Consider the following 24,620-nt stretch of genomic DNA (forward strand, 5'->3'; position numbering starts at 1 on the left):
TCCTTGTCGCCGGCGGTCATGAGGCGGCCGAGTTCGCCGGCCGAGTACGAGCGGAAGAAGTGCCGCGGGTCGCTCAGCAGCACATCGGCCATGCTCAGCAGGCCCCGGCGTACTCGGGCAACGAGCCTGCCCACATGCGGGTGTCGAGCGTCCAGGGGGCGGCGCCATCCGGCAAGGGGGCGCGGCCGTCGCGGATCAGGGACTTGCTGAGCTTGGCGCCGGTGTCGGTGACCATCTGCGGGCAGAACAGACGGGCGGGGAGCTGTCCGCTCGCTCCGAGCCCGGCGGCCTGCATGGCGCAGTCGACGAGCTGCGAGCCGAACACCCAGTCGCCGCCCTTGACCATGACGTGAAGCCGGTCCCGTTCCTCGGCGAGCAGGACTTCCTTGACGAGGTTGCGGTAAAGCGTCGCCAGGTCGAGGTACCCGCCACCGGAGGGGCGGACGGCGACCTCGTAGGGCCCGTGGTGGAGGCACACCGCCGGGTGGACGGACAACGTCGCACGCTCGTGCGGGACGTGTAGCGACTTCGGCCGGCACCGACAACCTGACGACGCACAACGTCGCGCCGATCGGTCCTGCCGGTCGCTGACGGAGGGCACGAACTCCTGGCCGAGGCGGCGCCCCAGCCTCAGTCAGGGGCGCTACGAAGAGCAGGGAGCCGCAGTCAGCTCGTCCGCAGGCGAGGGAAGAAACGCCGCCGCAGCCTGTCGCCGACTTCACCTGCGACATTCACCGCCACAGCCACCCGCCGCTCGGCCTCCGACACCCCGGGCAGCGCAGCGTCGACGGCGGCCGCGACCACGCTGCGCTGCGCACGACGGTCGAGCTGCCGGCTCTCGCATCGCGGACAGTCCCGACCCACGCCGAGCAGCACGCCGTCGTCGCACGGTGGCTCCGCGCAGTCCTGCCGGCGCGGCGGTGCCCGACCGATCAGCCAGCCGACCGGGTCCGCGATCGGACTGCCCAGCCGCAGATGCTCACCCAGGCGCTGGCAGCCGCCGGACGGTCAGCGGCCGTGCTTGTCGGACGTGCATCGGGCGAGTTGCCCGCCGGGGCATCCTGGTCGTCTCCCCGGTCGACGTCAGCGAGCTCGACCACATCCTCCGTGAGGGGGCCAGGGGCTTGGCCGCCTCACGGGGCACGACGTCCTGGCCGTGTGGTTACCGGCGATGGGACTGTTGGGTGGTGGCGTTTGGGCTCAAGGTTTTGTGGCGGGTGATCAGGAGGTTTTGTTGGAGGCGAGCATGGCGGAATTGGTAGACGGCGCCGGTCTGTCGTAGTACGCCGCGATGGTAGGCGTCGGTGAGGAATGCCTGAACGCGCCAGGGCAAGTGCCCCGCGACTGGTAGCCATCCGCGTACCAGTACCAGCCAGTGCATCCAGGCGCTGGTGGCACGCACGCTCACGAATCCTGCCAGAACTGCGGCTGCAAGCCCGTACGGCAGGCTGTACGCGGCAGCGACCAGGGGGCCGACCGCCAGTCCTACCACGAGCCCTTTACGGATGGCGTTTCGCCGGTCCCGGGCCAGCGACTCCGCCGCACCGACCACATCGGCCGAATGGGCGGGTGCCTCAAGCCCGAACGCGAGCGCGGCTACGAGAGCAAACACGAGACCCACCCCCGACAAGATCACGAACGCATCTTCGAGCACATCCGTTTTCCCGAACGAGAGCCCGTCCGCGGCCATGGCAGCGGCGCCCTTCCCGAGCCCGAAGATCCCGCTGACGAACCCGTTCGCAAGCCCCAGCAGCAGCCCGACGAGCATCCCCGCCATGAACCTGCCGGAGATGAACCGGACCCGGCCACGGATCTGCAGGCGCGTGCCGGCCGGTTGAGGTCCCACGCTGCGCAATCCGACGAGTCCCGCCACAAGACCGGCCGTGAGTCCGAGTGTCAAGCCCACCCTGAGTCCACCGGGAAGGTCTCCCAGGAGCCCGGCGGTGAGCTGGGCTGCGACCGCATCCACCCACCAGCCTCCTCTCCCATCCCCCACGAGCGTGCTGACGACTGTGAAGGAGAGTCCGCTTGCGACTGCGGTCCCGAACCCGACCCCGAGGGCAAGGGCGGGCCTGCGCAGACGTCTGATGTGGAGCCATCTGCCGAGTCCGGCCGTCAGGGCGACTGCGACCCCACTGCTCAGCATGGCCAGAAGCCCGTCCATCGCCCCTATCGCAAGCACGCGAACCTGCCCTTGCACGTCGCCGTCGGCTGTGAAGAAAGACGGCACCGCTTCTGTGCGCTCATACGTGAGTCCGAGCGCCAGAGTCACCAGCAGTGCGTCTACCACGGCGAGGATGAGGGTGCGTTTCCACCGCGGGATGGTGTCACGCAGTTGCCACCAGGCCAGATCGACCGTGCCTGCCTTGCGGAGGTGGTCGGCGAGGTGGGTGAGGTAGTGGCGTGCGCGGTCTTCGGGCCAGCGCGGCGGGTGGTCCGGCCGGCCGGAGTGGTAGACGGCGGGCAGGAACTCTTCCAGCAGATGGTCCTGTAGGGCAGTCCCGGTGGGGAAGCGGTCGGTGTCGAGCAGTTCGGCGGGCTCCTGGCGAGGGTTGTCGCTGTAGATGGTGCGGGCCAGGAAAACCATCAGGGGGTTGGTCAGCACGCGGCGCAGCGCGGCTGGGCCCGGCTCGTGCGGTGCGGTGTTCATCTTCTCCAGGACCGGGTCCCAGACGCCGGTGCGGCGCCCGGCCACGGTGCGAGGCAGGTAGCCGGCCAGGTCCGCCACCGTCAACTCGTCGATTTCCACCACGGCGGCCGCGGTCAGCACGTCCACCTCGTGCACCGCGGCGGTGAATTCCGGTGTCCGGCTTGTGATCACCATCGGGGTGTCCGGGGCAGCGTTGAGCGCGCGCAGTGCGTCTTTGTGCAGCCCGGTATGGATCTCGTCGAAGCCGTCCAGGATGGGCAGCACCCGGCCGGCCTCGACGAGCGCGCGGGCCCGGGTAGGACCGCCCCGTTCGGTGCGAGCGGCCAAGCCGGGGTGGTCTCGGGTGAGCTGCTCGGCCAGCCAGAGGCTCAGCGATCTGGTCGTCGGGTCCCAGGTCCCGGCGTTCACGACGACCGGCACCCGCCGGCCCGGCCGGTGTTTGTCCAGCAGGTCCAGTGCCAGACGGCCGGCCAGCACGGTCTTCCCGGCGCCGGCGGGGCCGAGGATGACCAGCCGACCGGAGATGACGGACCGGTAGATCTCACTCAATTGCTCGATGCGCCCGGCCAGCGCCAAGGGCTCACCGGTGTCACCAGCCTGGAGACGACGGATGTTGGCAGGGTGATCGGCCAGTTCTCCAACCGGGTGCCAGCGCACCGGTAATGCCACCGGATCATGGACACGGCGCTGCTCTTCTTCCCGCTCCCACAACGTCCTGACGCCTTCGGCCAGGCCCTCGGCCCACGCGTCCAGATCGGACGGCCCGCCGCGGGGCCCCCGCGCACTCCACCGGCGTTGCCGGGGAGCGGGCCCGGTGGTGATGTTGACACCGCCGGTAATTGAGCCGGCCTGGACCACCGATCCGTATACCCGGCCGCTGACGTCGTTGTGTGCAGCCGCGGGTGGCCGCGTCGAGCCACCGTCGTTGTGGTCCCCCATGGCCCAATGGTGGCACGAGGCCCACGACAGGAACCGAAAATGCCGTGCTTACCTTGCCGGGACTGGTGATGGGCCGAGGTAGGCGCGGTCTCGGGCCCTGGCACGTCGAAGCCCGCCCGCCCCTGTGCCAAGTAGTTCCACCATCGACAACGACGTGGCGCAGAGGCGTCTGGAGGCGACGTCAGCCGGCCAGTTGGCCCGCCCACGTCCTACGGCTCACGCGCCGGCTGGGCATGAGCCGTGCACAGGTGGCGCTGCCCGTGATGGACCGCTCTGAGGGCTTTCCCGGCATCCGGTGGTAGAGACCAAGATCCGGACCAGGCACGGACCAACGCGCCGCCGACGGCGGCCCCGTCCGTCGTTTCAGCAGGTCAGCACTACGCCGACGCTGTACCACCAGCCGACGAAGAACCTTCTGGTGTCGTACTCGCCGAAGAGGCTCGGGTTCTTCTAGAGGACCGTGGGCAGGCGCCTGGCCCGGACTTCTGCCCGTCATGCGCCTCTCCGGGCCGGGTCGGGAACGGCTGCCGGGTCCGCCTTCGCCGCTCTCGCCACCGTGGACATGGCCCGCGTCCTCTCCGTGCTGGGCGGCGGAGAGGGATCGGCGGTCCTGAGCCATCAGTCCGGGCGGGGCTGCGCCGTCGCCCGCGCACCGCCGTCGTTCGCTTCGGGTCCCTGGGGGGAACGTCGGGTGTCCATCTCGTGCCAGACGGGGAAGGTGAACGGGAACATCGTGGCGACGAGGTAGGTACAACCGAAGACGAGCAGAGCGGGTGCCAGTCCCACGTGGTCGAGCAGGACGCCCGCGGCCAGTTGGCCGACCGGAATGGCCGCCAGCGCGCAGGCGACGATGAGGCTGAGGGTTCTGCCCTGCAGTCGGGACGGAATCCGGTCGTAGACCACGGCCATCATGACGGGGGTGAGCATCCCCGAACCGAGGCCGCAGATCACCAGTGCGGGCAGCAGGAACGCCGGCGGAGGGCCGACGGCCAGCAGGAGGAAGCGGGGGGCACCGACGACGGCGAAGCAGAGGGCGAAGACCGCTCTGCGCGACCACCGGTGGCCGGTCCAGCCGTAGAGCGTCGCACCCGTCAGCGCGCCGACACCGGACGCCGTGATCAATGCGCCGAGCAGGGTACTGCTGTGCAGCACGCGCGCACCGTAGGCGGGGTAGAGGACACCGTTCAACCCGCCGTCCATGGCGTTGGTGACCAGCAGCATGGCGGTCAGCGCCAACAGCAGCCGGTCGTGCCGCAGAAACCGGAAGCCGTCGCGGAGGTGCCGCATATACCCGTTGTCGGAGAAGGTCGCGGTGGGGGGCGGGGCGGTGGGCGGACGTGGGACGAGGGTCAGGACGAGGCCGGCGGACAGCAGGAGGGCGGCTGCGTCAACGTACAACACCGGTACCGGACCGATGGTCGCGATGAGGGCGCCGGCCAGTGGCGCACCGAGCATCGTGCCGATTCGCCTGCCGCCTTCGAAGGAGCCCGTTCCGCGTTCCACCGAGGTCCCGGCCAGCGCGATCGCTTCGGCCACGAGCACCTGCTTGGCGGTGTCGGCGGGGCCGCGGGTCAGCCCCATGGCGAAGGTCAGGGCTACCGCGGCGGGCAGTGACAGGCCCAGCGTCGCGTGCGCGACCGGAATGGCGGCGACCGCCATGGCTGTGAGCCCGTCCGCGCCGATGCTCGCCCGGCGGGCACCGACGCGGTCCACGACCGGTCCGCCGAAGACGGCCGAAACCAGCAGTCCGAGCGTCTCCGACGCGGCGACGAGCGCTGTCTGGGTACCGCTGCCACTCACCCGCAGGACGAACCAGGGGATGGCCAACAGCGTCATGGCGAGCCCGAGCGCCGAGATGCCCGATACGCCGACGAGTGCCACAAGGGGGGCCCGTCTGTTCACGGCTGCTCCGTTTCCGTGGTGTTCGGCCCTGTGGGCGGAAGCCCGCACCGGCGTGCGGTGCGGGCTCCCGTCCTCGGCCGGGTCGGCGGTCACTGGTGCCGCGAGGTCACCCGGCGGCGTCCATGGCCAGACGGAGGCTCAGCGGCCGCATGTCGCTCCAGACCTGGTCGATATGGCTCAGGCACTCCTCCTGGGTGCCGCGCACGCCGATCTCCTTCCAGCCGCCGGGGATCTGCCGGTTCACCGCCCAGATCGAGTACTGCTCCTCGTCGTTGACCACGACGGTCCATTCCTGGGTGCCCTTGTCCTCGCTCATGTGCGGTCTCCTCGTGACGGTGAATCGTGTGAAGGTGAATCGGTGGGTGGGTGGTGGGCCGGGTGGGGTTTCCGGTCATAGCCCTTCGAGAGCCGTGGCCATCAGGGCGGCCAGTTCAGCGGCGTGTGGCGGGTCCACCAGGGTCTGGTGGTTGCCGGGGATGCCGATCGTGTGAACCGAGCCTTCGGTGCGGACGGTCCACTCCTCGGGGTCGATGAGCGGGGTGCGCAGCACCGGGTGCTGTTCGGCCACCGCGAAGACGTGGAGGTCGGTGCGGACCTGCCCGGTGGCGCGGTGCAGGGCGGCTGCCCGTTCGTTGGCGGCGGCCACCCGGACCATGCGCCGCATGGCTGCGGTCTCGGCGCCGCGCGGGAGCCGGCCGTCCTCGTGTCCCTTGCGGAGCAGGGCCGCGATGGCCTCTTCCTCGTCGAGCCCACGCAGGTCTTCGGCGTCCAGGCCGGCGGCGATGCCGAGCTGGAGGAGTCCGGTGGCCCCGCCGATGTTCTCCTCCTGCGGCCGGACGGACCCGCGTGCGGGGGCCCGGGTGTCCATCAGGCCCAGAAATGCGACCTGTTCGCCCTCGGCCTCCAGCCGTGCTGCGATCTCGAAGGCGACCCGGCCGCCGAACGACCACCCGGCCAGTAGGTACGGTCCGTGCGGGGCGGCCGATCGCAGCTCGGAGAGGTAGCGGTCGACCATGTCGGGCACCTGGTCCAGCGGCGGCTCGTCGGTGTTGTAGCCCACCGACTCGATGCCGTACACCTTCCGCCGGCTCCCCAGGCCCCGGGCCAGTTCGAGGTAGCAGCAGACATCGCCGCCCTGCGGGTGAACCAGGAACAGCGGCGGCTGTGCGGGGTCGCCGTCGGCGAGCGGCACCAGCAGCCGGTCCCCGGCGCCGGCCGGCAGGGCCTCGCACATCAGCTCTACCGTCGGCTTGCGGAAGACCACGTGGAGCGGGAGCGCGACGTCCATTTCCCGGCGAATCGCCTCGATGAGGGCGAACGCCTTGAGGGAGTGCCCGCCGAGGGCGAAGAAGTCGTCTCGCACGCCGACCGGCGTGACCCCCAGGACGTGTTCCCAGATGCGGGCCATCCGAAGTTCGGTCCGGTCGCGGGGGGCCCGCAGAGGGCCGCGGTTCCCTGGCAGGTCGGGGGCGGGCAGTGCCTTGCGGTCGAGTTTGCCGTTGACGGTCAGCGGCAGCTCCTCCAGGTCCACGAAGCGGGTGGGCACCATGTAGCCCGGCAACCGTTCGTGCAGGGCCTCGGTCGGCTGGACCGGTTCGAGGTGGCCCGGGTCCCGCACGACGTAGCCGACGAGCACGGCGTCCACCCCCTCGCCGTGGACCGCGGCCGCCGCCTCCGCCACGCCCTCGCAGTACGCCAGCGCCGCCTCGATTTCGCCGAGTTCGATGCGGTGGCCTCGGATCTTGACCTGGTCGTCCCCGCGGCCGCGGTACTCGAGGGCACCGTCCGCACGCCACCGGACCAGGTCGCCGGTAGCGTAGAGGCGGGTACCGGTGCCGAACGGATCGGGGACGAAGCGCCGCGCGGTCAGCCCGGGCCGTCCCGCATAGCCGCGGACGACGCCCTCGCCTCCGATGTACAACTCGCCCTCGACGCCCACCGGAACGGGCTGCATCCGCTCGTCGAGCACGTACACGCGCGTGTTGGTCAGCGGATGCCCGATCGGTACGGCACCCACGTCAGGTCCGGCGTCCGGTGTGCCGTGCAGAGGGTGGGCGGTGGACCAGATCGTCGTCTCCGTGGGCCCGTAGACGTTCCAGACCGAGCCGACGCGCTCGCGCAGTCGACGGGCGAGCGCGGGTGGCAGCGCCTCCCCGCCGGTCAGGGCCCGTACGCCGGGGCCGCCCTTCCAGCCGGCCTCGGTGAGCAGGTACCAGGTCGCCGGTGTCGCCTGCACCACCGTCACCCCCGCGTCGTCGAGGCGCTCGGTGAGCAGGGAACCGTCGCGCGCGGTGTCCCGGTCCACGACGTGGACCGTCGCGCCGCGGGTCAGCGGCACCAGCAGCTCCAGTACCGAGATGTCGAACGAGGCCGTCGTCAGGGCGGCGACGGTATCCGTCGTGGTCAGCTCCAGCCGCTCGGCCATGTCCAGGGCGAAGTTCTCCAGTCCCCGGTGCGGGACCATGACGCCCTTGGGGACACCGGTCGAGCCGGAGGTGTAGATCACGTAGGCGAGGTGGTCGGCGCCGAGGCCGAGGACGGGAGTGGTCTCGGGCTGCTTCGAGATCGACGCCCGCTCCGCCGCGACGTCCACGACGCGCACGCCCTCGGCGGCCGGGACCCGATCGCGTGCGGCTCCGGAGGTCAGGACCACCCGCACCGCGCTGTCGCCGACCATGAAGGCGTTGCGCTCCCTCGGATGGTCCGGGTCGATCGGGACGTATGCGCCGCCGGCCTTGAGGACCGCCAGCAGGCAGAGCGGCAGGTCGATCGAGCGCTCCAGGCACACGCCGACTCTGATGTCCGGTCCCACCCCCATGGAGCGGAGGTGGTGGGCGAGTTGGTTGGCGCGACGGCCCAGGGCGTCGTAGGTCAGCGACTGCCGTGCGTCGCTGACCGCGACGGCGTGTGGCGAGCGCTCGCACCGGTCGGCTATCAGCTCGTGGAGGCGGGTGCTCCGGGGGAGGGCACGGCTGGTGCGGTTCCGCCCGACGGTCACCCGGTGCCGCTCGGTCGGGTCCAGCAGTGGTAGTTCCGCGACCGCCCGGCCGGGGTCGGCCGCGGCGCACGTCAGGACCCGCTCGAAGGAGCGGATCAGGCGCAGGATGGTGGCCCGGTCGAAGATGTCGGTGGCGTACACGGCCCGGCCGACGAGCCCGCCGGGTTCCTCGGACAGGTAGAGGCTCAGGTCGAACTTGGCGGCCCCACCGCCCAGTTCGACCGGTTCCGCGTCGAGGCCGGGCAGTTCGACGGGAGAGGCGGTGTCGTCGTTGAGCACCAGCATCACCTGGAACAGCGGATTGCGGCTCAGGTCGCGTTCCGGCCGGACCGCTTCCACCAGGCGTTCGAAGGGCACGTCCTGGTGGGCGTAGGCGGCCAGGGCGGTGTCCCGGGCCCGTGCCACCAGCTCGGTGAAGGTCGGGTCGCCGGACAGGTCACCGCGCAGCACCAGGGTGTTCACGAAGAACCCGATCAACGGCTCCAGTTCCGCGTGGTTACGGCCGGCGATCGGGGCGCCGACCGCGACGTCGTCGGTGCCGGCCCAGCGTCCGAGCAGCGTCTGGAAGCCCGCCAGCAGGACCATGAACAGCGTCGCGCCGTTCTCCTTGCCGATGTCCCGGAGCCGGTCGAGCACCGGCCCGGGGAGGGTGAAGTCGACGTGGTCGCCACGGCCGGAGGGGGCCGGCGGGCGTGGCCGGTCGGTCGGCAGCTCCAGGGGGGCGAGGCCGGTCAGGCGGTCGCGCCAGTAGGCGAGGTCCCCCTCCGGTGCCGCTCCGGTCATCCGTCCTCGCTGCCAGCTCGCGAAGTCGCGGTAGGTGACGGCGAGATGGGGCGGGGCGGGTCGGCGTCCGGCCGTCAGGTCCCGGTAGTGCGCGAACACCTCGTCCCACAGCAGGCGGGCCGACCAGCCGTCGAAGACGGCGTGGTGGACGACGACCACCAGCAGATGGTCCTCGGTGGCGAGGCGGATCAGCCGGGATCGGATCAGCGGCGCGGTGCAGAGGTCGAAAGGGGCCTTGGCGTCCTGCTCGGCGAGCTCCCCGGCGCGCCGCTGGGCCTGGGCGTGAGGCAGGTGGGAGAGGTCGGTGCAGGCCGGGGCGAAGGCGTTGACGGGGGCGACGACCTGGCACAGGCCCCCGCCGCCGAGGCTCGGCCCGCGGTTGATGAAGCTCGAGCGCAGCACGTCGTGGCGGGCGACGACGGCATGCAGCGCGGCGATGACGGCGTCCTGGTCCAGTGGACCGCGGAACCGGACCGCGGAGGGCATGTTGTAGTCGGGGCGGCCCGGCTGGAGCTGGTCGAGCAGCCACAGCCTCTGTTGGCCGAAGGAGACGGGGGCGGTGTCGGTCTCCCGGTGCCCGATCGCCCCGCCGGCGCGGGCGGTGTCGTCGAGTGCCCGGGCGAACGCGGTGATCGTGGGGTACGTGAAGACCATCTGCAGGGGGATTTCCCGGCCGAGTCGGTGCCGCAGCCGCGCGGCCACCTGTGTGGCACGCAGGGAGTGGCCGCCCAGCTCGAAGAAGTCGTCGTGCGTCCCGACGCGTTCGCGGCCCAGTACCTCCTCCCAGACGGACGCGATGGTGCGCTCGACGGCGTCGGCGGGAGCGCGGTAGGCGCGGCGCTGCTGCTCGATGTTGGGCGCCGGCAGGGCCTTGCGGTCGACCTTGCCGTTGGGAGTGAGCGGCAACGCGCCCAGCTCCACCACGGCCGAGGGCACCATCGCGGCGGGCAGAGTCGCACGCAGGAAGTCCAGCAGGGCGGACCTGCGGTGCTCCGGGGAGGGCTGTCGCCCGTCGAGAGAGCGCCACACCACGTAGCTCACCAACGTGCGCTCCAGTCCCTCGCCGCGGGCCGCAGCGACGGCCTGGGCGACGTCGGGGTGGCGCGCCAACACGGCCTCCAGCTCGCCGAGTTCGATCCGGTGCCCGCGGACCTTGACCTGGTTGTCGCGTCGGCCGTGGAACTCCAGGGTGCCGTCGGCCCGCCAGCGGGCCAGGTCGCCGGTGCGGTACATCCGCTCCCCCGGCGGCCCGAACGGGTCGGGTACGTAGTGCTCGGCGGTGCGCCGCGGGTCATGGAGGTATCCGCGAGTCACCCCGGGCCCGGCGATGCACAGTTCTCCCACCGCTCCCGGCGGCAGCACCTCCAGGTGCTCGCCCAGGACGTAGCACCGGGCGTTGGGGATCGGCTGCCCGATGGGGATTCGGCCGTCCTCGACGTCCCGGTCGGTCACCGAACGGAAGGCCGAAGTGTTGGTGCATTCGGTCGGCCCGTACTGGTTGACCAGGACGAACTCCGCGCCCAGACGGCGGGCTCGGCGTGCGTGGGCGGGGGTCAGCGCCTCGCCGGTCGTCATCACCAGGCGCAGCGCGGACCCCGGTGGCCGTACAGCGGTGGCGCCGAGGGCGTCGAGCATCGAGGGGACGATCGAGAGTACGGCGGTGACCTGCTGTTCCTCGATGGCGGCCAGCAGCGCGTGGGGGTCCTTGGCTTCGTCGGGAGGCATCATCACGACCCGCGCGCCGACGGACAGCGGTGCGAACAGGTCGCGCACCGAAGGGTCGAAGGTCAGCGCGGTGCGGGCGAGGACGACGTCGTGCTCGTCGATCTCGAAGGTGCGGGTGAGGTAGGTGAGGTAGTTGACCACTCCGCGGTGCGGCACGGCAACGCCCTTGGGACGACCGGTGGAGCCAGAGGTGTAGATCGCGTAGGCGAGGTCGGCCGAGGAGGCGGCCGACGGCAGGTTTTCGCCGGACTGGGCAGCGATGCGGGACCGCTCCCGGTCCAGGTCCAACACGGGTACGCCGCTGAGCCCGGCCGGGGTCGCCGTACCGGAGCCCTGGGTCAGGGCGAGCCGTGCCCGGCTGTCCGCCAGGATGAGCGCGATGCGGTCGGCGGGGTAACCAGGGTCCACGGGGACGTACGCGCCGCCCGCCTTGAGTACGGCCAGTACGGCGACCACCGCTTCCGGCGTGGCGTCCAGCACGACCGCGACGGTGTGCCCGGGCCCGACCCCTCTCGCGCGCAGGCACCGGGCGAGGCGGTTGGCTCGGGCGTTCAGCTCCGCGTAGGTGAGCTGCCGGGTGCCGCAGGTGACGGCGATGGCGTGCGGGCGCCGGCGGACCTGGTCCTCGACGAGTTCGTGCAGCAGGCGGTCACGGGGGAAGTTGGCGGTGGTCGTAGGGGCGTCGAGTACCTGGTGCCGCTCGGCCGGGCTCAGCAGCTCCAGCTGGGAGAGCGGCCGCGTCGGGTCGGAGGCGGCACTGGTGAGCAGCCTGACGTAATGCTCCGCCAGGCGCTCCACGGTGGCGCGGTCGAACAGGTCGGTGGCGTAGTGGATGGTCGCCGTCAGGCCGTCGGGGCGCTCGGTCAGCGCCAGGCTCAGGTCGAACTTCGAGGTGCCGTTGTCCACCTCCAGCTGTTCCACGACCAGGCCGTCGATCCGCAGGGCGTCCGGCAGGTCCGGGTGGAGCTGGAAGAGGACGTCGAAGAGGGGGTTGCGGCTGGGGTCGCGGTCCGGTTGCAGTTCCTCGACCAACGTGTCGAACGGCAGGTCCTGGTGGGCGTAGGCGGTCAGGGCGGTGTCCCGGCTGCGGGCGAGCAGTTCGGTGAAGGCGGGGTCGCCGGACAGGTCGGTGCGCAGCACCAGGGTGTTGACGAAGAAGCCGATCAACGACTCCAGCTCGGCACGGTTGCGGCCGGCGATCGGGGTGCCGACGGCGATGTCGTGCCGGCCGGTGTAGCGGGCGAGGACGGCCTGGAATCCGGCGAGCAGGGTCATGAACAGCGTGGCGCCCTTGCGCCGCCCCAACGCGACCAGGCTCGTGTGGAGTTCGGCGGGAAGGCGGAAGGAGACCACGTCACCCGCTCCGGAGCGCACCGGCGGGCGAGGGCGGTCGGCGGGCAGTTCCAACTGGGGGACGTCGGCGAGCCGGTGGCGCCAGTGGTCGAGTTGGTCGGCGAGTGCGCCGGCGGCCATCCGGTCCCGTTGCCAGGACGCGATGTCGCCGTACTGGAGCGGGAGTTCGGGGAGTTGTAACCGGGTCCCGCGAGCGGCTGCGGCGTACCCGGCCGCCAGTTCGTCCCACAGCACCGGTATCGACCAGCCGTCGGCGACCGTGTGGTGCAGTACCAGAGCCAGCATGTGTTCGTGCTCGGTGACGCGGATCAGCCGGGCGCGGATCAGTGGCGCCTCCGAAAGGTCGAACGGGGTCGCGGCGTCGGTGGTCGCCAGATCGTGCGCGCGGGCCCGGGCCTCGCCCTCGGGCAGATCGCTCAGGTCGGTGACCACGGGGACGAAGGCGGTGACGGGTTCGACGATCTGGACGGGCAGGTCGCCGTCGTGTTCGTAGCGGGACCGCAGGACCTCGTGGCGGCGTACCACCTCGGTCAGCGCGTGGAGCAGAGCCCGGTCGTCGAGCCGGCCGCGGAGTCGGGTGACGACGGGGATGGTGTAGTCGGCCCGGCCGGGCCGGAGCCGGTCGAGGAACCACAGCCGCTGCTGGCCGTAGGACAGCGGCGCGGGGGTGTCGGCCGTCCGGCGGGCGATGGTGGTCGCGGCGGTGGCCCGGCCGCCGTCGATGGCTGCCGCGAAACCGCTGAGCGTGGGGTTTTCGAAGAGGGTCCGCAGCGGGACGTCGGTGCCGGCACGGGTGTTGAGGCGGGAGATGGCGCGGGTGGCCTTGAGGGAGTGCCCGCCCAGGGTGAAGAAGTTGTCCAGCCGCCCGATGCGGTCGGTACCCAGCACGGCGGACCAGATCTCGGCCACGAGTTCCTCGGTGGCCGTCACCGGAGGCTGATGCACCACGGCGGACTCCGCCACCGGCGGCGCCGGCAACGCCCGGCGATCAAGCTTCCCGTTCGGCGTCAACGGAAGCACATCCAGGACCACAAAAGCACCAGGCACCATGTAATCGGGCAACGCGACCGCAAGGCCGCCACGCACCGCATCCGGATCCACCGTGGCACCCACAACACCGACCACGTACGCCACCAGACGCCGGTCACCGTCCCCGTCCTCATGCACCACGACCACGGCCTGCGACACCCCCGGGCACCGCACCAACACCGCCTCGATCTCCCCCAGTTCGATACGGAAACCACGGATCTTGACCTGACCGTCGACGCGCCCCACGAACTCCACGTTCCCGTCGGCCCGCCTGCGCACCAGGTCTCCCGTGCGGTACATCCGCGTCCCCGGAGGCCCGAAGGGGTCGGGAAGAAATCGTTGGGCCGTCGCGGCGCCGGAACCGAGATAGCCACGGGCCACCCCGGCGCCCGCCACGCACAACTCCCCCACGGCGCCGAGCGGCACCGGCTCCAACCCCGAGCCCAGGACATACAGCCGGGTGTTGTCCATCGGGCTGCCGATCGGCACCCGCCCGTCGGCCAGGGACGCGGTGTCCGCCTTCCAGCGGGTGGCGAACGTGGTGGTCTCGGTCGGGCCGTAGACATGGGTCACCACGGTGTCCGGGCAGGTCTCGACGGCCCGTCGAAACGCGGTGAGGGAGGCCGCTTCGCCGCCGGTCCACACCTCCCGCAGCCCGGCGAGGATCTCCACCCGCTCCTCCACCACCAGGTTGAAGAGGGCCGTGGTCAGGAAGACGGAGGTGATCCGGTGCTCCCGGACCAGTCGTTGGAGTGCCGCGGTGTCCAGGTGGCCGGGCGGTGCCAGGACGACCCGTCCCCCCGAGAGCAGGGGAACCCACATTTCGTAGGTGAACGCGTCGAAGGAGTGCGGCGAGTGCGCGAGGACGGTGCGGTGCGCCGGCCCCCACCCGGAGTCCAGGGCCAGCGCCGCGACGTTGGCGTGGGTGACGACTATGCCCTTGGGGACACCGGTGGTCCCCGAGGTGAACATCACGTACGCCGCCTGCTCGGGCGGGCACGGTGTCCGCGGCGCGGTCGGACCGCCAGGAGCGCCGGCCGCCGCGACGTCGATCACCGGCACTGGGCAGGCGCCGACGACCGGGTGCGCGGACGAGGCGCAGTCGGTTATCAGCAGTGCGGCATCGACCTGTTCGAGCAGGCCGCGCAGTCGTTCGGCCGGGAACCGGCCGTTGAGCGGCACATAGGTGCCACCGGCCTTGAGGACGGCCAGGACGGCCACCACGAGGTCGGCGGTCCTCTCCAGCAGCAGGCCCACCGCGCTCTCCGTCCGGACCCCGGCGGCCGCCAACCGTCCCGCGAGCCGGTCGGCGCGGGCGTCGAGCTCGGCGTAAGTCCAGCAGGTTCCCGCACACTCGACCGCGACCGCGTCCGGAGTGCGCAGCACCTGAGCGGTGAACAGGTCGGGCAGGGAGGCCGACGGCAGCTCCCGGGCCGTGTCGTTCCACCGGGCGAGGACCTGCTCCTGCTCCGCCGGGTCGAGCAGGCCGACATCGGAGACCGGGCGGCCCGGGTCGGCCGCGACCTGTGCGAGGAACCGCAGGTAGTGTCCGATCAGCCGCTGCGCGGTGTCGTGGTCGAACAGGTCGCGGTCGAACGTGACCGAGCCGGTGACCTGCAAGCCCGTGTCCGTCACGAAGACGGTGAGGTCGAACAGGGACACCTGGAAGTCCACGTCGACGTGTTCGGCGTCGATCCCGGGCAGGTCGAGTGTCGCGGTCTCGTCCTCGGCCGCTGCGAACATCACCTGGACCAGCGGATTGCGGTTCGGCGACCGCTCCGGGCGCAGTCGCTCGACGAGCCGGTCGAAGGGCACTTCCTGATGCCCGTACGCCTCCACGGTGACCTGCCGCACCCGGCCGAGCAGGTCGACGAACGACGGGTCGCCGGACAGGTCGGTGCGCAGCACCAGGGTGTTGGCGAAGAACCCGATCAGGTCCTCCACCTCTTCCCGGTCCCGCCCTGCGATCGGCGTGCCGACGGCGACGTCGTGCCGGCCGGTGTAGCGGGCGAGGACGGCCTGGAACCCGGCGAGCAGGGTCATGAACATCGTCGCGCCGCACCGCTCGGCCAGCGTGCGCAGTCCCGTCGCCAGCTCGGCGTCCAGGGCGAACTCCACGCTCCCTCCCCGCCCGGTGCGCCGCGCGGGCCGCGGACGGTCCGTGGGCAGCTCCAGCGGGACGAGGTCGGCCAACCGCTCCTCCCAGAAACGCAGTTGTCCGTCGAGCTCGCCGTGCGCGGAGCGCTCGCGCTGCCAGTGCGCGTAGTCCTCGTACCGGACAGGCAGGTCGGGGTGCTCCGGCGGCCGGCCGTGGAGCAACGACCGGTAACCGTTTCCCAGTTCCTTCCACAGCAGCGCCATGGACCAGCCGTCCGTGGCGATGTGGTGCACGACGAGGACGAGGAGGTGATGTTCGTCTTCGATGCGCAGAAGGCTTGCCCGGAGCAGCGGGCCGGCGCTCAGGTCGAAGCGCGTCCGGGCCGCCTCGCGGGCCAGCTCCGCCGCCCGCCGTTCCCGCTGCGCGGACGGCAGTTCCCGCAGATCCACGATCGGCAGCGGAACGGTCTGCGCGGGCAGCACCACGGGGTGGGGCCGTCCGTCGCGTTCCTCGAAAACCGTGCGTAGCGCGAGGTGCCGCCGTACGACCTCGGTCAGGCTCTGTTGGAAGGCGTCGGCGTCGAGGGGGCCGCGCAGCCGTAGCACCGTGGGGACGGCGTAGCCGGGGGCGCCGTCGAGCAGGTGGTCGACCAGCCACATGCGTTCCTGTGCGAAGGAGGCGACGGGCTCGGCGGAGCGACCGCGGGCGATCCGAGCGGGAGCGGAGCCGGCGGTTGCGCCTTCCCGGGCCGCGCGGATGCGGCGTTCGAGGAGTTGACGCGCGGCCGCGCGGTGGTCTCCCGGGGCGGACTGTTCCGGTTGCTGGGCGCTCACGCGGTCTCTCCTTGGCTCTCGAAGGAACGGCCTCCGTCGCTCTCGACGGAGGCGGCTTCGTGCTCGTCACCCGACGCGAGGATGTCGTCGAGCAGAAGGGTCTCGATGGCCGCCGCGAGATCGGCGACGGTGGGGTGGTCGAAGAGGATGTGCAGCGGCAGTGCCGCGTCCAGCCTGGTGTTGAGGCGGGAGATGGCGCGGGTGGCCTTGAGGGAGTGCCCGCCCAGGGTGAAGAAGTTGTCCAGCCGCCCGATGCGGTCGGTACCCAGCACGGCGGACCAGATCTCGGCGACGAGTTCCTCGGTGGCCGTCACCGGAGGCTGATGGACCACGGTGGACTCCGCCACCGGAGGCGCGGGCAACGCCCGGCGATCGAGCTTCCCGTTCGGCGTCAGCGGAAGCACATCCAGGACCACAAAAGCACCAGGCACCATGTAATCGGGCAACGCGACCGCAAGGTCGCCACGCACCGCATCCGGATCCACCGTGGCACCCACAGCACCGACGACGTACGCCACCAGACGCCGGTCACCGTCCCCGTCCTCATGCACCACGACCACGGCCTGCGACACCCCCGGGCACCGCACCAACACCGCCTCGATCTCCCCCAGTTCGATACGGAAACCACGGATCTTGACCTGGTCGTCGGTGCGTCCGAGGTATTCGACGGCGCCGTCGGTGCGCCAGCGGGCCAGGTCTCCCGTGCGGTACATCCGCGTCCCCGGAGGCCCGAAGGGGTCGGGAAGGAAACGGTCCGCGGTCAGTCCACCGCGGCCGGCGTAGCCGCGGGCCAGGCCCGCTCCCGCCAGGTACAGCTCGCCCGTGGCCCCCACCGGCAGCGGCGACAGCTGCGGATCGAGTACGTACAGACGGGTGTTCCAAATGGGCCGGCCGATCGGGACGGTGGCGGAACCGGGCCGGCACTTCCAACTGGTCACGTCGACCGCGGCTTCGGTCGGCCCGTACAAGTTGTGCAGCGGGACGTCGAGCACCCGCCAGAAGTCCTTCTGGAGACGGACGGGCAGCGCCTCGCCGCTGCAGACGACCCGCCGCAGCGAACGGCAGTCGGCCGCCGACGGCTCGTCGACGAAGGCGCGCAGCATCGAGGGCACGAAGTGCACGGTGGTGACGGCCTCGTGCCGGATGACACGGGCGAGGTAGGCCGGGTCCTGGTGTCCCTGGGGCCGGGCCACCACCAGCGTCGCGCCGTACAGCAGCGGCCAGAGGAATTCCCACACGGAGACGTCGAACCCGAACGGCGTCTTCTGCAACACCCGGTCCGTCCCGTCCAGTTGGTACGTCTCCTGCATCCATGCCAGGCGGTTCACGATCGCGCCGTGCGTCACCACCACGCCCTTGGGACGACCGGTGGAGCCCGAGGTGTAGATGACGTAGGCGGGGTGTTGCGGCAGCAGCGGGACCGTGCGGTCGCCCTCGGCGGGGTCGCGGGGGCTGAGGCGGTCGAGTTCTCCCAGGAGGGCCGGTTCATCGAGCACGAGCCGCGGCGTCGCCGCGCGCTGCGGCATGGACGGGTCGGTGTCGGTGCTCGTCAGCAGAAGGTGCGGCGTCGCGTCCTCGGTCAGGTACGCGATCCGGCCGGCAGGCAGGTCAGGGTCGACGGGCAGGTACGCGGCCCCCGACTTCAGGACGGCCAGGATGGCGACGACCATCTGCGTGGAGCGCCGCAGTGCCAGTGCCACGGTCTTCTCCGGCCCGGCGCCCCGCGCGATCAGGAGATGCGCCAGGCGGTTGGCTCGCGCGTGGAGTTCCTCGTACGAGAGCGCGTCGCCTTCGAAGACGATGGCCGTGCGATCCGGAGTCCGTCGGGCCTGCACCGCCAACAGCTCGGGCAGGGTGGCGTCCGGCACCGGATGGTCGGTGGCGTTCCACTCCCCCAGCACCCGGTCGCGCTCCTGGTCCGAGAGCAACTCGATCCGGCCGACCGCAGTGGTGGGGGCCTCGACGACGACGGACAGCAGGCGTTCCAGCGATCGGGCGATCGCAGCCGCCGCCTCGGATGCGATCGCGTCGGCGCGGTGGTCCACGTGGAGTCGCAGCCGCCTACCGGGGACCGCGATCAGGTTGACGGTGTAGTGGGTCGCGTCCGTCGCCTTGATGTCCGTCAGCCGAAGGCCGCCGGTCAGGTCCGCCAGCTTCGCCCGGTCCAGGGGATAGTTCTCGAAGACGACCGTGGTGTCGAAGAGCGTGCCGAGGCCGGACTCGCGCTGGATGTCCGCCATACCCAGGTGCTGGTGGTCCAACAGGAGGGCCTGTTCGTCCTGGAGACGGGCCACCGCCTCGATGAGCGGTTCGTGGGGCCGGACGGCGAAGCGCACCGGGAGCGTGTTGATGAGCAGGCCGACCATGGTCTCCACCCCGGGGATGTCCGGCGTGCGTCCGGATACCGTCCCGCCGAAGACCACGTCGTCGTGCCCGGTCAGTCGGGCCAGGAGGACGGCCCACACGCCCTGCACGACGCTGTTCAGCGTCACTCCGGCGCTCCGGGCCCGCGCCACCAGTCGCGCTGTCAGCTCTTCGGTGAGCTCCGCGGTCACGCGCTCGGGCACCGCCTGGAGCCGGTTGCGGTCGACAGCGGCCAGGATGGTCGGCTCGTCCAGGCCGCCGAGCGCCCGCCGCCAGGCGTCGAGGGCCGCGGTCCGGTCCTGCCGGGCCAGCCAGGCCAGATAGGCGCGATAGGGAACCTCCGCGTGGGCGGTCGGTGTGCCACCACCCTCCGCGCCGTGATCGCGGTAGGCCGTGCACAGTTCCTCCAGCAGCACCGCGGTCGACCAGCCGTCCGACAGGATGTGGTGGTTGGTCATGACGAGGTGGTGGCGCCGGGCGCCCATCCGGACGAGGGTGAAGCGCAGCAGCGGTGGGCGGGCCAGGTCGAATCGCCGGGCGCGGTCCGCAGCCAGCAACTCCTCCAGCGCGGTCCGGCGCTGCTCCTCGCCGAGCGCATGGAAGTCCAGCTCCTCCATGGGGATTTCGCAGGCGCCGAGGACCACCTGTACCGGCTCGGAGACTCCGTGGTCCGTGAATCCGGCCCGCAGGCCGGAGTGCCGTTGGAGCAGCCGGCGGCAGGCGCGGCGCAGCGCCACGGTGTCGAGCGGGCCGTCCAGGGTGAGGATCAGCTGCCCCGTATAGGCGTCCACGTCCCGCTCGTCGTAGGAGGAGTGGAAGAAGATTCCCTCCTGCAGGGGGGAGAGGGGCAGGATGTCCTCGATGCCGGGGACGCTGCCCACCAGGTGGTCCAGCTCGGCCCGGCTGACGCGGGCCAGCGGGAAGTCCTCCGGTGTGTGCCGGACGACGTCCCGGCGTGCGGCCGCGGTCACCACGAGCTCCAGGGCCCGCCTCCAGGCGGTGGCCAGTTCTCCGACCTCGGCCTCGGACAGCACCGCATCCGGCCAGCTCCAGGTGGCGGTGAGCTCGGCGTGGTCGGCGTGGTCGCGGACGAGCGCGTTGACCTCCAGGCAGTGTTCCAGGGGCATGCCGGGGTCGGTGTCGGCGCGCAGCTGCTCGGCGTCGGGGGCGATGGCCCAGTCGCCGTCGTGGTGGGCGGTGAACCTGCCGAGGTAGTTGAAGAGGATCTGCGGGCGGGCACGCCCCGTCAGCTCGGCCTGTGTGCGCGGGTTCGAGTAGCGCAGCAACCCGTACCCCCAGCCGCCCCGCGGCAGTTCGCCGAAGGTGGCCGCCACCTGTTCCACCGCCCGTGCCAGGACGGCCTCGTCCTCCCATGCCCGGGCCGCATCGATCCCGCCGAGGTCCAGGCGGACCGGGAACTGGCTGGTGAACCAGCCGACGGTTCGGGAGACGTCGAGCCGGCCGGTACCGGCGTCGCGGCCGTGCCCTTCCAGGTCGAGCAACAACGGCGTGGAGCCGGTCAGTCCGCGTCGGGCACGCCAGTGGTCGGCGGCGAGGGCGAGCGCGGTGAGCAGGATCTCGTTGACTCCGGTGCCGAAGGCGGCGGGGACGGTCGAGAGCAGCGGACGCACCAGCTCCGAGGGCACGGACAGCGTCAGGTGGCGGGCCGTGCCGGCGGTGTCGCGTACCGGGTCGAGCAGGCGCTCACCCAGTACGGGTTCGCAGGCGTCGAGTACCCCACGCCACCAGGGCAGTTGTCCGGTGATGTCCGGCGACTGGGCCAGCCGGGCCAGGTCGTGTGCCCACGTGCGGAAGGATGTGCCGACCGCGGGAAGTTCGGGCCGCCGGCCAGCCGTCACGGCCTCCCAGGCGGTGGCGAGGTCCGGCAGCAGGATGCGCCAGGACACCCCGTCGACGACAAGGTGGTGCACAGCCAGCAGCAGGCGCCCGGGGCGCTCGGTTCCCGCATCGCACCACACCGCCTGGAGCATCACCCCGGCGGCCGGGTCGAGCCGCCCGAGCGCGGTATCGCGGGCTTCGGCGATCATGGCGTGCGCCGTCGCCTCGTCGGCCCGGGAGATGTCGATCCGGGAGAACAGCCGAGCCGCGTCCACCGATGCGGGCGGCTGCACGGTGCCCGACCACGAGGTGGCCGGGTCGTCCTCGAAGGTCATCCGCATCCGCAGTGCGTCGTGGTGATCGAGAAGTGTCCGGACGGCGGCGGTGAGGCACTCTTGATCCGCTTCTGCGGGAGTCTGCAGCAGCACCGACTGGCTGAACCTGTTCACCGGGCCGCCGGTCTCCCGAAGCCAGTGCATGATCGGAGTCGGCGGGAACTCACCGTTCGCGGCGCCGTGTTCCTCGCCCGTCGGCCGGTCGCCCTCCTCACTCTCGCGCAGCGCGGCCGCCAGCGCGGCGGGCGTCTTGTGAGCGAAGACGTCGCGCAGCGCGATCTCCAGGCCCGTCTCGCGCACCCGGCTGACCAGGGCGATGGCGGTGATACTGTCTCCACCCAGCGTGAAGAACGCGTCGTCGGCGCCGACCGCGGGCAGCCCGAGCACCTCGGCGAAGAGCCGGCACAGGGCCGCTTCGCGCGCCGTGCGGGGATCGCGGCCGACCGCTTCGGGACGTTCGGGCTCCGGCAGCGCCGCGCGGTCGACCTTCCCGCCTGCGGTCAGCGGAAGGCGGTCGAGGGCGACGTAGGCGTGCGGAACCATGTAGCCGGGCAGGGCCTCGCCCAAGTGGGCGCGCAGCGCATCGTCGTGCACCCCGTGGCCGTGTCGCGCCACCACGTACGCGACCAGGCTGCGGCCTGTGCCCGGGGTCTGCCGGGCCACCACCGTCGCCTGGGCGACGTCCGGATGGCGCAGCAGCTCCGTCTCGATCTCGCCGGGTTCGATGCGATGCCCGTTGATCTTGACCTGGTGATCCACCCGCCCCAGGAACTCCAGCTCGCCTTCGGGCGTCCAGCGCACCAGGTCCCCTGTCCGGTACATCCGCTCCCCCGGCCTCCCCCACGGGTCCGGGACGAACCGGTCCGCCGTCAGACCACCGCGGCCCAAGTAGCCGCGGGCCAGCCCGGCACCGGCGACGCACAGTTCGCCCGGCCGGCCGGGGGGCAGCAGTCGGAGCTGCGGATCGACCACGTAGACCCGGTGGTTGGCCATCGGTCGGCCGATGGACGGCGACAGTCCTCCAGATGGGGCCAGGCACTGCTTCATCGTCACCGACACGGTGGTCTCGGTGGGTCCGTAGGAGTTCCAGAACTCTCGTCCCTCCACCGCCCAGCGGTCCACCAGCTCGCCGGAAGGCGCCTCCCCGCCGACGGACACCAGCCGCAACGCCGGCAGTTCGCGCGGGGTGAGCAACGGCATCAGGGCCGGCGGCAGGTCGGCGACGGTGACGTTCTGGGCGACCAGCAGGGACTGCAGTCGTTCGGCGTCCACCCGCTCCTCGTCGGTGGCCAGCACGAGCGTCGCTCCGGAGGCCAGGGCACCGAACATCTCCAGGACCGAGACGTCGAAGGTCAGCGCGGCGAAGCCGAGGAACCGGTCCGTCGCGGCTATGCGGTACGCCCTGACGTTCTGGGTGACGAAGTCGACGGCCGCCCGGTGCTCCACCAGTACACCCTTGGGGCGGCCGGTGCTCCCTGAGGTGTACAGCAGGTAGGCGCCCTGGCCCGGCACGACGGTCGGGACGGGAGCGGGCGCCGCGCCGCCCCGGCCGTCGGGCACCCGGCCGACGGGCATCTGGGACACCGCGAGCGACGACAGTCTCCCCTCGCTCTCCGGTCCGCTCACCACCAGCCCGACGCCGGCGTCCCGGGCGATGAACTCCAATCGGCGCCCCGGCAGTCCGGGGTCCATCGGGACGTAGACACACCCCGCCTTGAGCACCGCCAGCGTGGCGGAGACCAGAGCCGCGGAGCGACGCAGACAGATACCCACCCGCTGTTCACGGGTGGTCACGGCCCGCAGTCGCCGGGCCAGTTCGTCCGCCCACGTGTCGAGTTCCCGGTAGCTGATCTCGTCGCCGCCACAGCGGACCGCCACCGCCTCGGGGGTGCGTCGGGCCTGCTCCTCGACGAGCTCGTGCAGACAGCGGCCCACGGGCGGGAGCACGGCTCCGGCCCCCGACTCCAGCAGACCGGACACGTCTTCCGGGGACAGCAGGGCGAGCTCACCGATGGGGGTGTCCGGATGCGCCGTGGCCAGATCCTCCACGAACCTCACGAAGTGGCCCTGCTGCACCGAGAGTTCGTCCGACCCGCAGCGCGCCGCGTCGATCTCGAAGCCGAAGGCGACGGCGCCGTCCTCGCCACGGTCGTAGACGTTGACGGCGAGGTCGTCGATCGGACCGGTGGACAGGTTGTGCGCGAAGGTGCGACATCCAGCGAAGGTCACGTCGTAGTCGAACGCCATGATGTTGACCGCGACGCCGAACAGCTTCCCGTCGACCGCAGACATCCCCAGGTCGCGCTGGAGGTCCTCGATCCGGTAGCGCTGGTGGGGCAGGGCCTCGCGCAGGGCCCGGGACGTGGTCCGGATCAGCTCGTCCACGCACATCCCCGCCCGCACGGACACCCGCAGGGGAACCACGTTGGCGAACATCCCGGGCACGTTGTGGGCCTCGGGCGTGCGCTGCCGTCCGGTCACCGCCAGTCCCACGACCACGTCCTGGGCGCCGCTGACCCGGTGCAGATACGCCGCCGTCGCCGCGAGCGCGGCGGTCTTCCACGTCGTACCGGCCCGCTGGGCGGCGGCCCGCAGGCCCTCCGTGCCCCGCGCCGACACACTGCTGTGGCAGCGCACGACGTCACCGGTCCTGGCATGGCGGAGGGGGGCGAATCCGGTCGGCTCGGGCCGGTCCGCCATGCGCGCGAGCCAGAACGCCCGGTCCTGCGCGAACTCCTCCGACGCCCGGTAGGCGGCCTCCTCCGCACGCATCCGGCTCAACGGAGGGTCGCCGCCCGGCCACAGCGGTGCCCCCTCGGCCAGCGCCGTGTACGCCTCGGCGACGCGGCGCGCAGTGAGCGCCATGCCCACCCCGTCCATGACGAGGTGGTGGTAGCGGTGCATCCAGAAGTACCGCTGGTCACCGACCCTGAGCAGGGCGTGTCTGAAGAGAGGCCCGGTACGCAGATCCATCGGCCGGGCCATCTGGGCCCGCATCCACTCCTCGGCGACCACCGGTGCGTCCGGGTGCGAGCGGAAGTCGGCAGTGGCCGGCTCCCACACGGGTGGATCGGCGGCGACCTGTCTGACGTCCTCGCCCCCGGCGTCGAACCGGACGCGCAGCGACTCGGTGTGCGCCACTACGTGCCGCAGCGCCGTTTCGAACAGCTCCAGGTCCACGTCGCCACGGATGTCGAGGTATTCACCCAGGTCGTAGGCGACGCCCGTCGGGTCAAGCTGCTGCGCGACCCACACTCCGTTCTGGGCGGACGACAGCGGAAGGCCGGCGGGCTCGGCGGCAGCCATGGCGTATCCCAACCTCTCGTGGTAGTTGCGACAAGAGCAGCCGACATCGCGGAAGTCGCCATCCCCCTCAGGCGTGGCCCCGACCTCCGTCCGTGGCCCACAGGCACGCAGGAGGCCGGTCCATGACTCGCGATGCGGTCCGGATCCTGCGGAACAGGGCGTCCGTCCGGTCAGCTGTGGGCACAACTCTGTGCACAGGGAAGGCCACTGGCACCAGTCAGATGACTGGGCACCTGCTCTGCGGTGTCCGGTGCCCCAACACCGCGCCCGGGGCTCGTCGCTCCGGCCCGGACGGCACGTCGCAACGCGGGCCGGCACCGTGACACGTGTACGCCACACCGGCCGCTCGCTCTGCCGCTGTGCCCTGACGGACTCGGCGTCCCACCGGTAGTTCGACTGGTGGGACGACTGGCGTTGTCGGCGATGGTGGCCTGTGGTCCCGCTGCTGCCCTAGTGTGACGCAGGT

The 24,620-nt window shown here is 71.5% G+C and carries 6 protein-coding genes; all 6 read right to left on the reverse strand.

The genetic code is table 11. The features are described 5' to 3' along the window. Positions 1–94: 94 nt before the first annotated feature. The gene (locus tag ACJ6WD_RS36735) at positions 95–496 is read right to left on the reverse strand and encodes a hypothetical protein (RefSeq protein WP_407617403.1); all 402 of its coding nucleotides are present in this window, start codon (positions 494–496) and stop codon (positions 95–97) included. Positions 497–1,162: 666 nt separating this feature from the next. Continuing rightward, positions 1,163–3,589 carry an NACHT domain-containing protein gene (locus ACJ6WD_RS36740; protein WP_407617404.1) on the reverse strand — a complete coding sequence of 809 codons (2,427 nt, stop codon included), beginning with the start codon at positions 3,587–3,589 and terminating at the stop codon, positions 1,163–1,165. Positions 3,590–4,207: 618 nt separating this feature from the next. Next, positions 4,208–5,491: an MFS transporter gene (locus tag ACJ6WD_RS36745; protein WP_407617405.1), complete on the reverse strand. Its 1,284-nt coding sequence runs from the start codon at positions 5,489–5,491 to the stop codon at positions 4,208–4,210. A 106-nt stretch (positions 5,492–5,597) separates the two neighbouring features. After that, entirely contained in the window at positions 5,598–5,807 is a 210-nt protein-coding gene (locus tag ACJ6WD_RS36750; RefSeq protein ID WP_331246234.1) for an MbtH family NRPS accessory protein, read from the reverse strand. A gap of 75 nt (positions 5,808–5,882) precedes the next feature. After that, positions 5,883–16,310 (reverse strand): amino acid adenylation domain-containing protein, encoded by a 10,428-nt coding sequence (locus ACJ6WD_RS36755; protein ID WP_407617406.1) that lies wholly within the window; start codon positions 16,308–16,310, stop codon positions 5,883–5,885. Continuing rightward, positions 16,307–24,154, reverse strand: coding sequence for an amino acid adenylation domain-containing protein (locus ACJ6WD_RS36760; RefSeq protein ID WP_407617407.1), 7,848 nt, complete (start codon positions 24,152–24,154; stop codon positions 16,307–16,309). The genes ACJ6WD_RS36755 and ACJ6WD_RS36760 overlap by 4 nt, the downstream gene beginning before the upstream one ends. Between the last annotated feature and the right edge of the window lie 466 nt (positions 24,155–24,620).

It is taken from the genome of Streptomyces sp. VTCC 41912, from assembly GCF_045799175.1.
GTDB classification, from domain to species: Bacteria; Actinomycetota; Actinomycetes; order Streptomycetales; family Streptomycetaceae; genus Streptomyces; species Streptomyces albulus_C.

What these genes read in the sequence shown, in the direction of transcription:
- ACJ6WD_RS36740 (WP_407617404.1), bottom strand. Translation starts at nt 3,589, where the DNA reads ATGGGGGACCACAACGACGGTGGCTCGACGCGGCCACCCGCGGCTGCA.
- ACJ6WD_RS36750 (WP_331246234.1), bottom strand. Translation starts at nt 5,807, where the DNA reads ATGAGCGAGGACAAGGGCACCCAGGAATGGACCGTCGTGGTCAACGAC.
- ACJ6WD_RS36760 (WP_407617407.1), bottom strand. Translation starts at nt 24,154, where the DNA reads ATGGCTGCCGCCGAGCCCGCCGGCCTTCCGCTGTCGTCCGCCCAGAAC.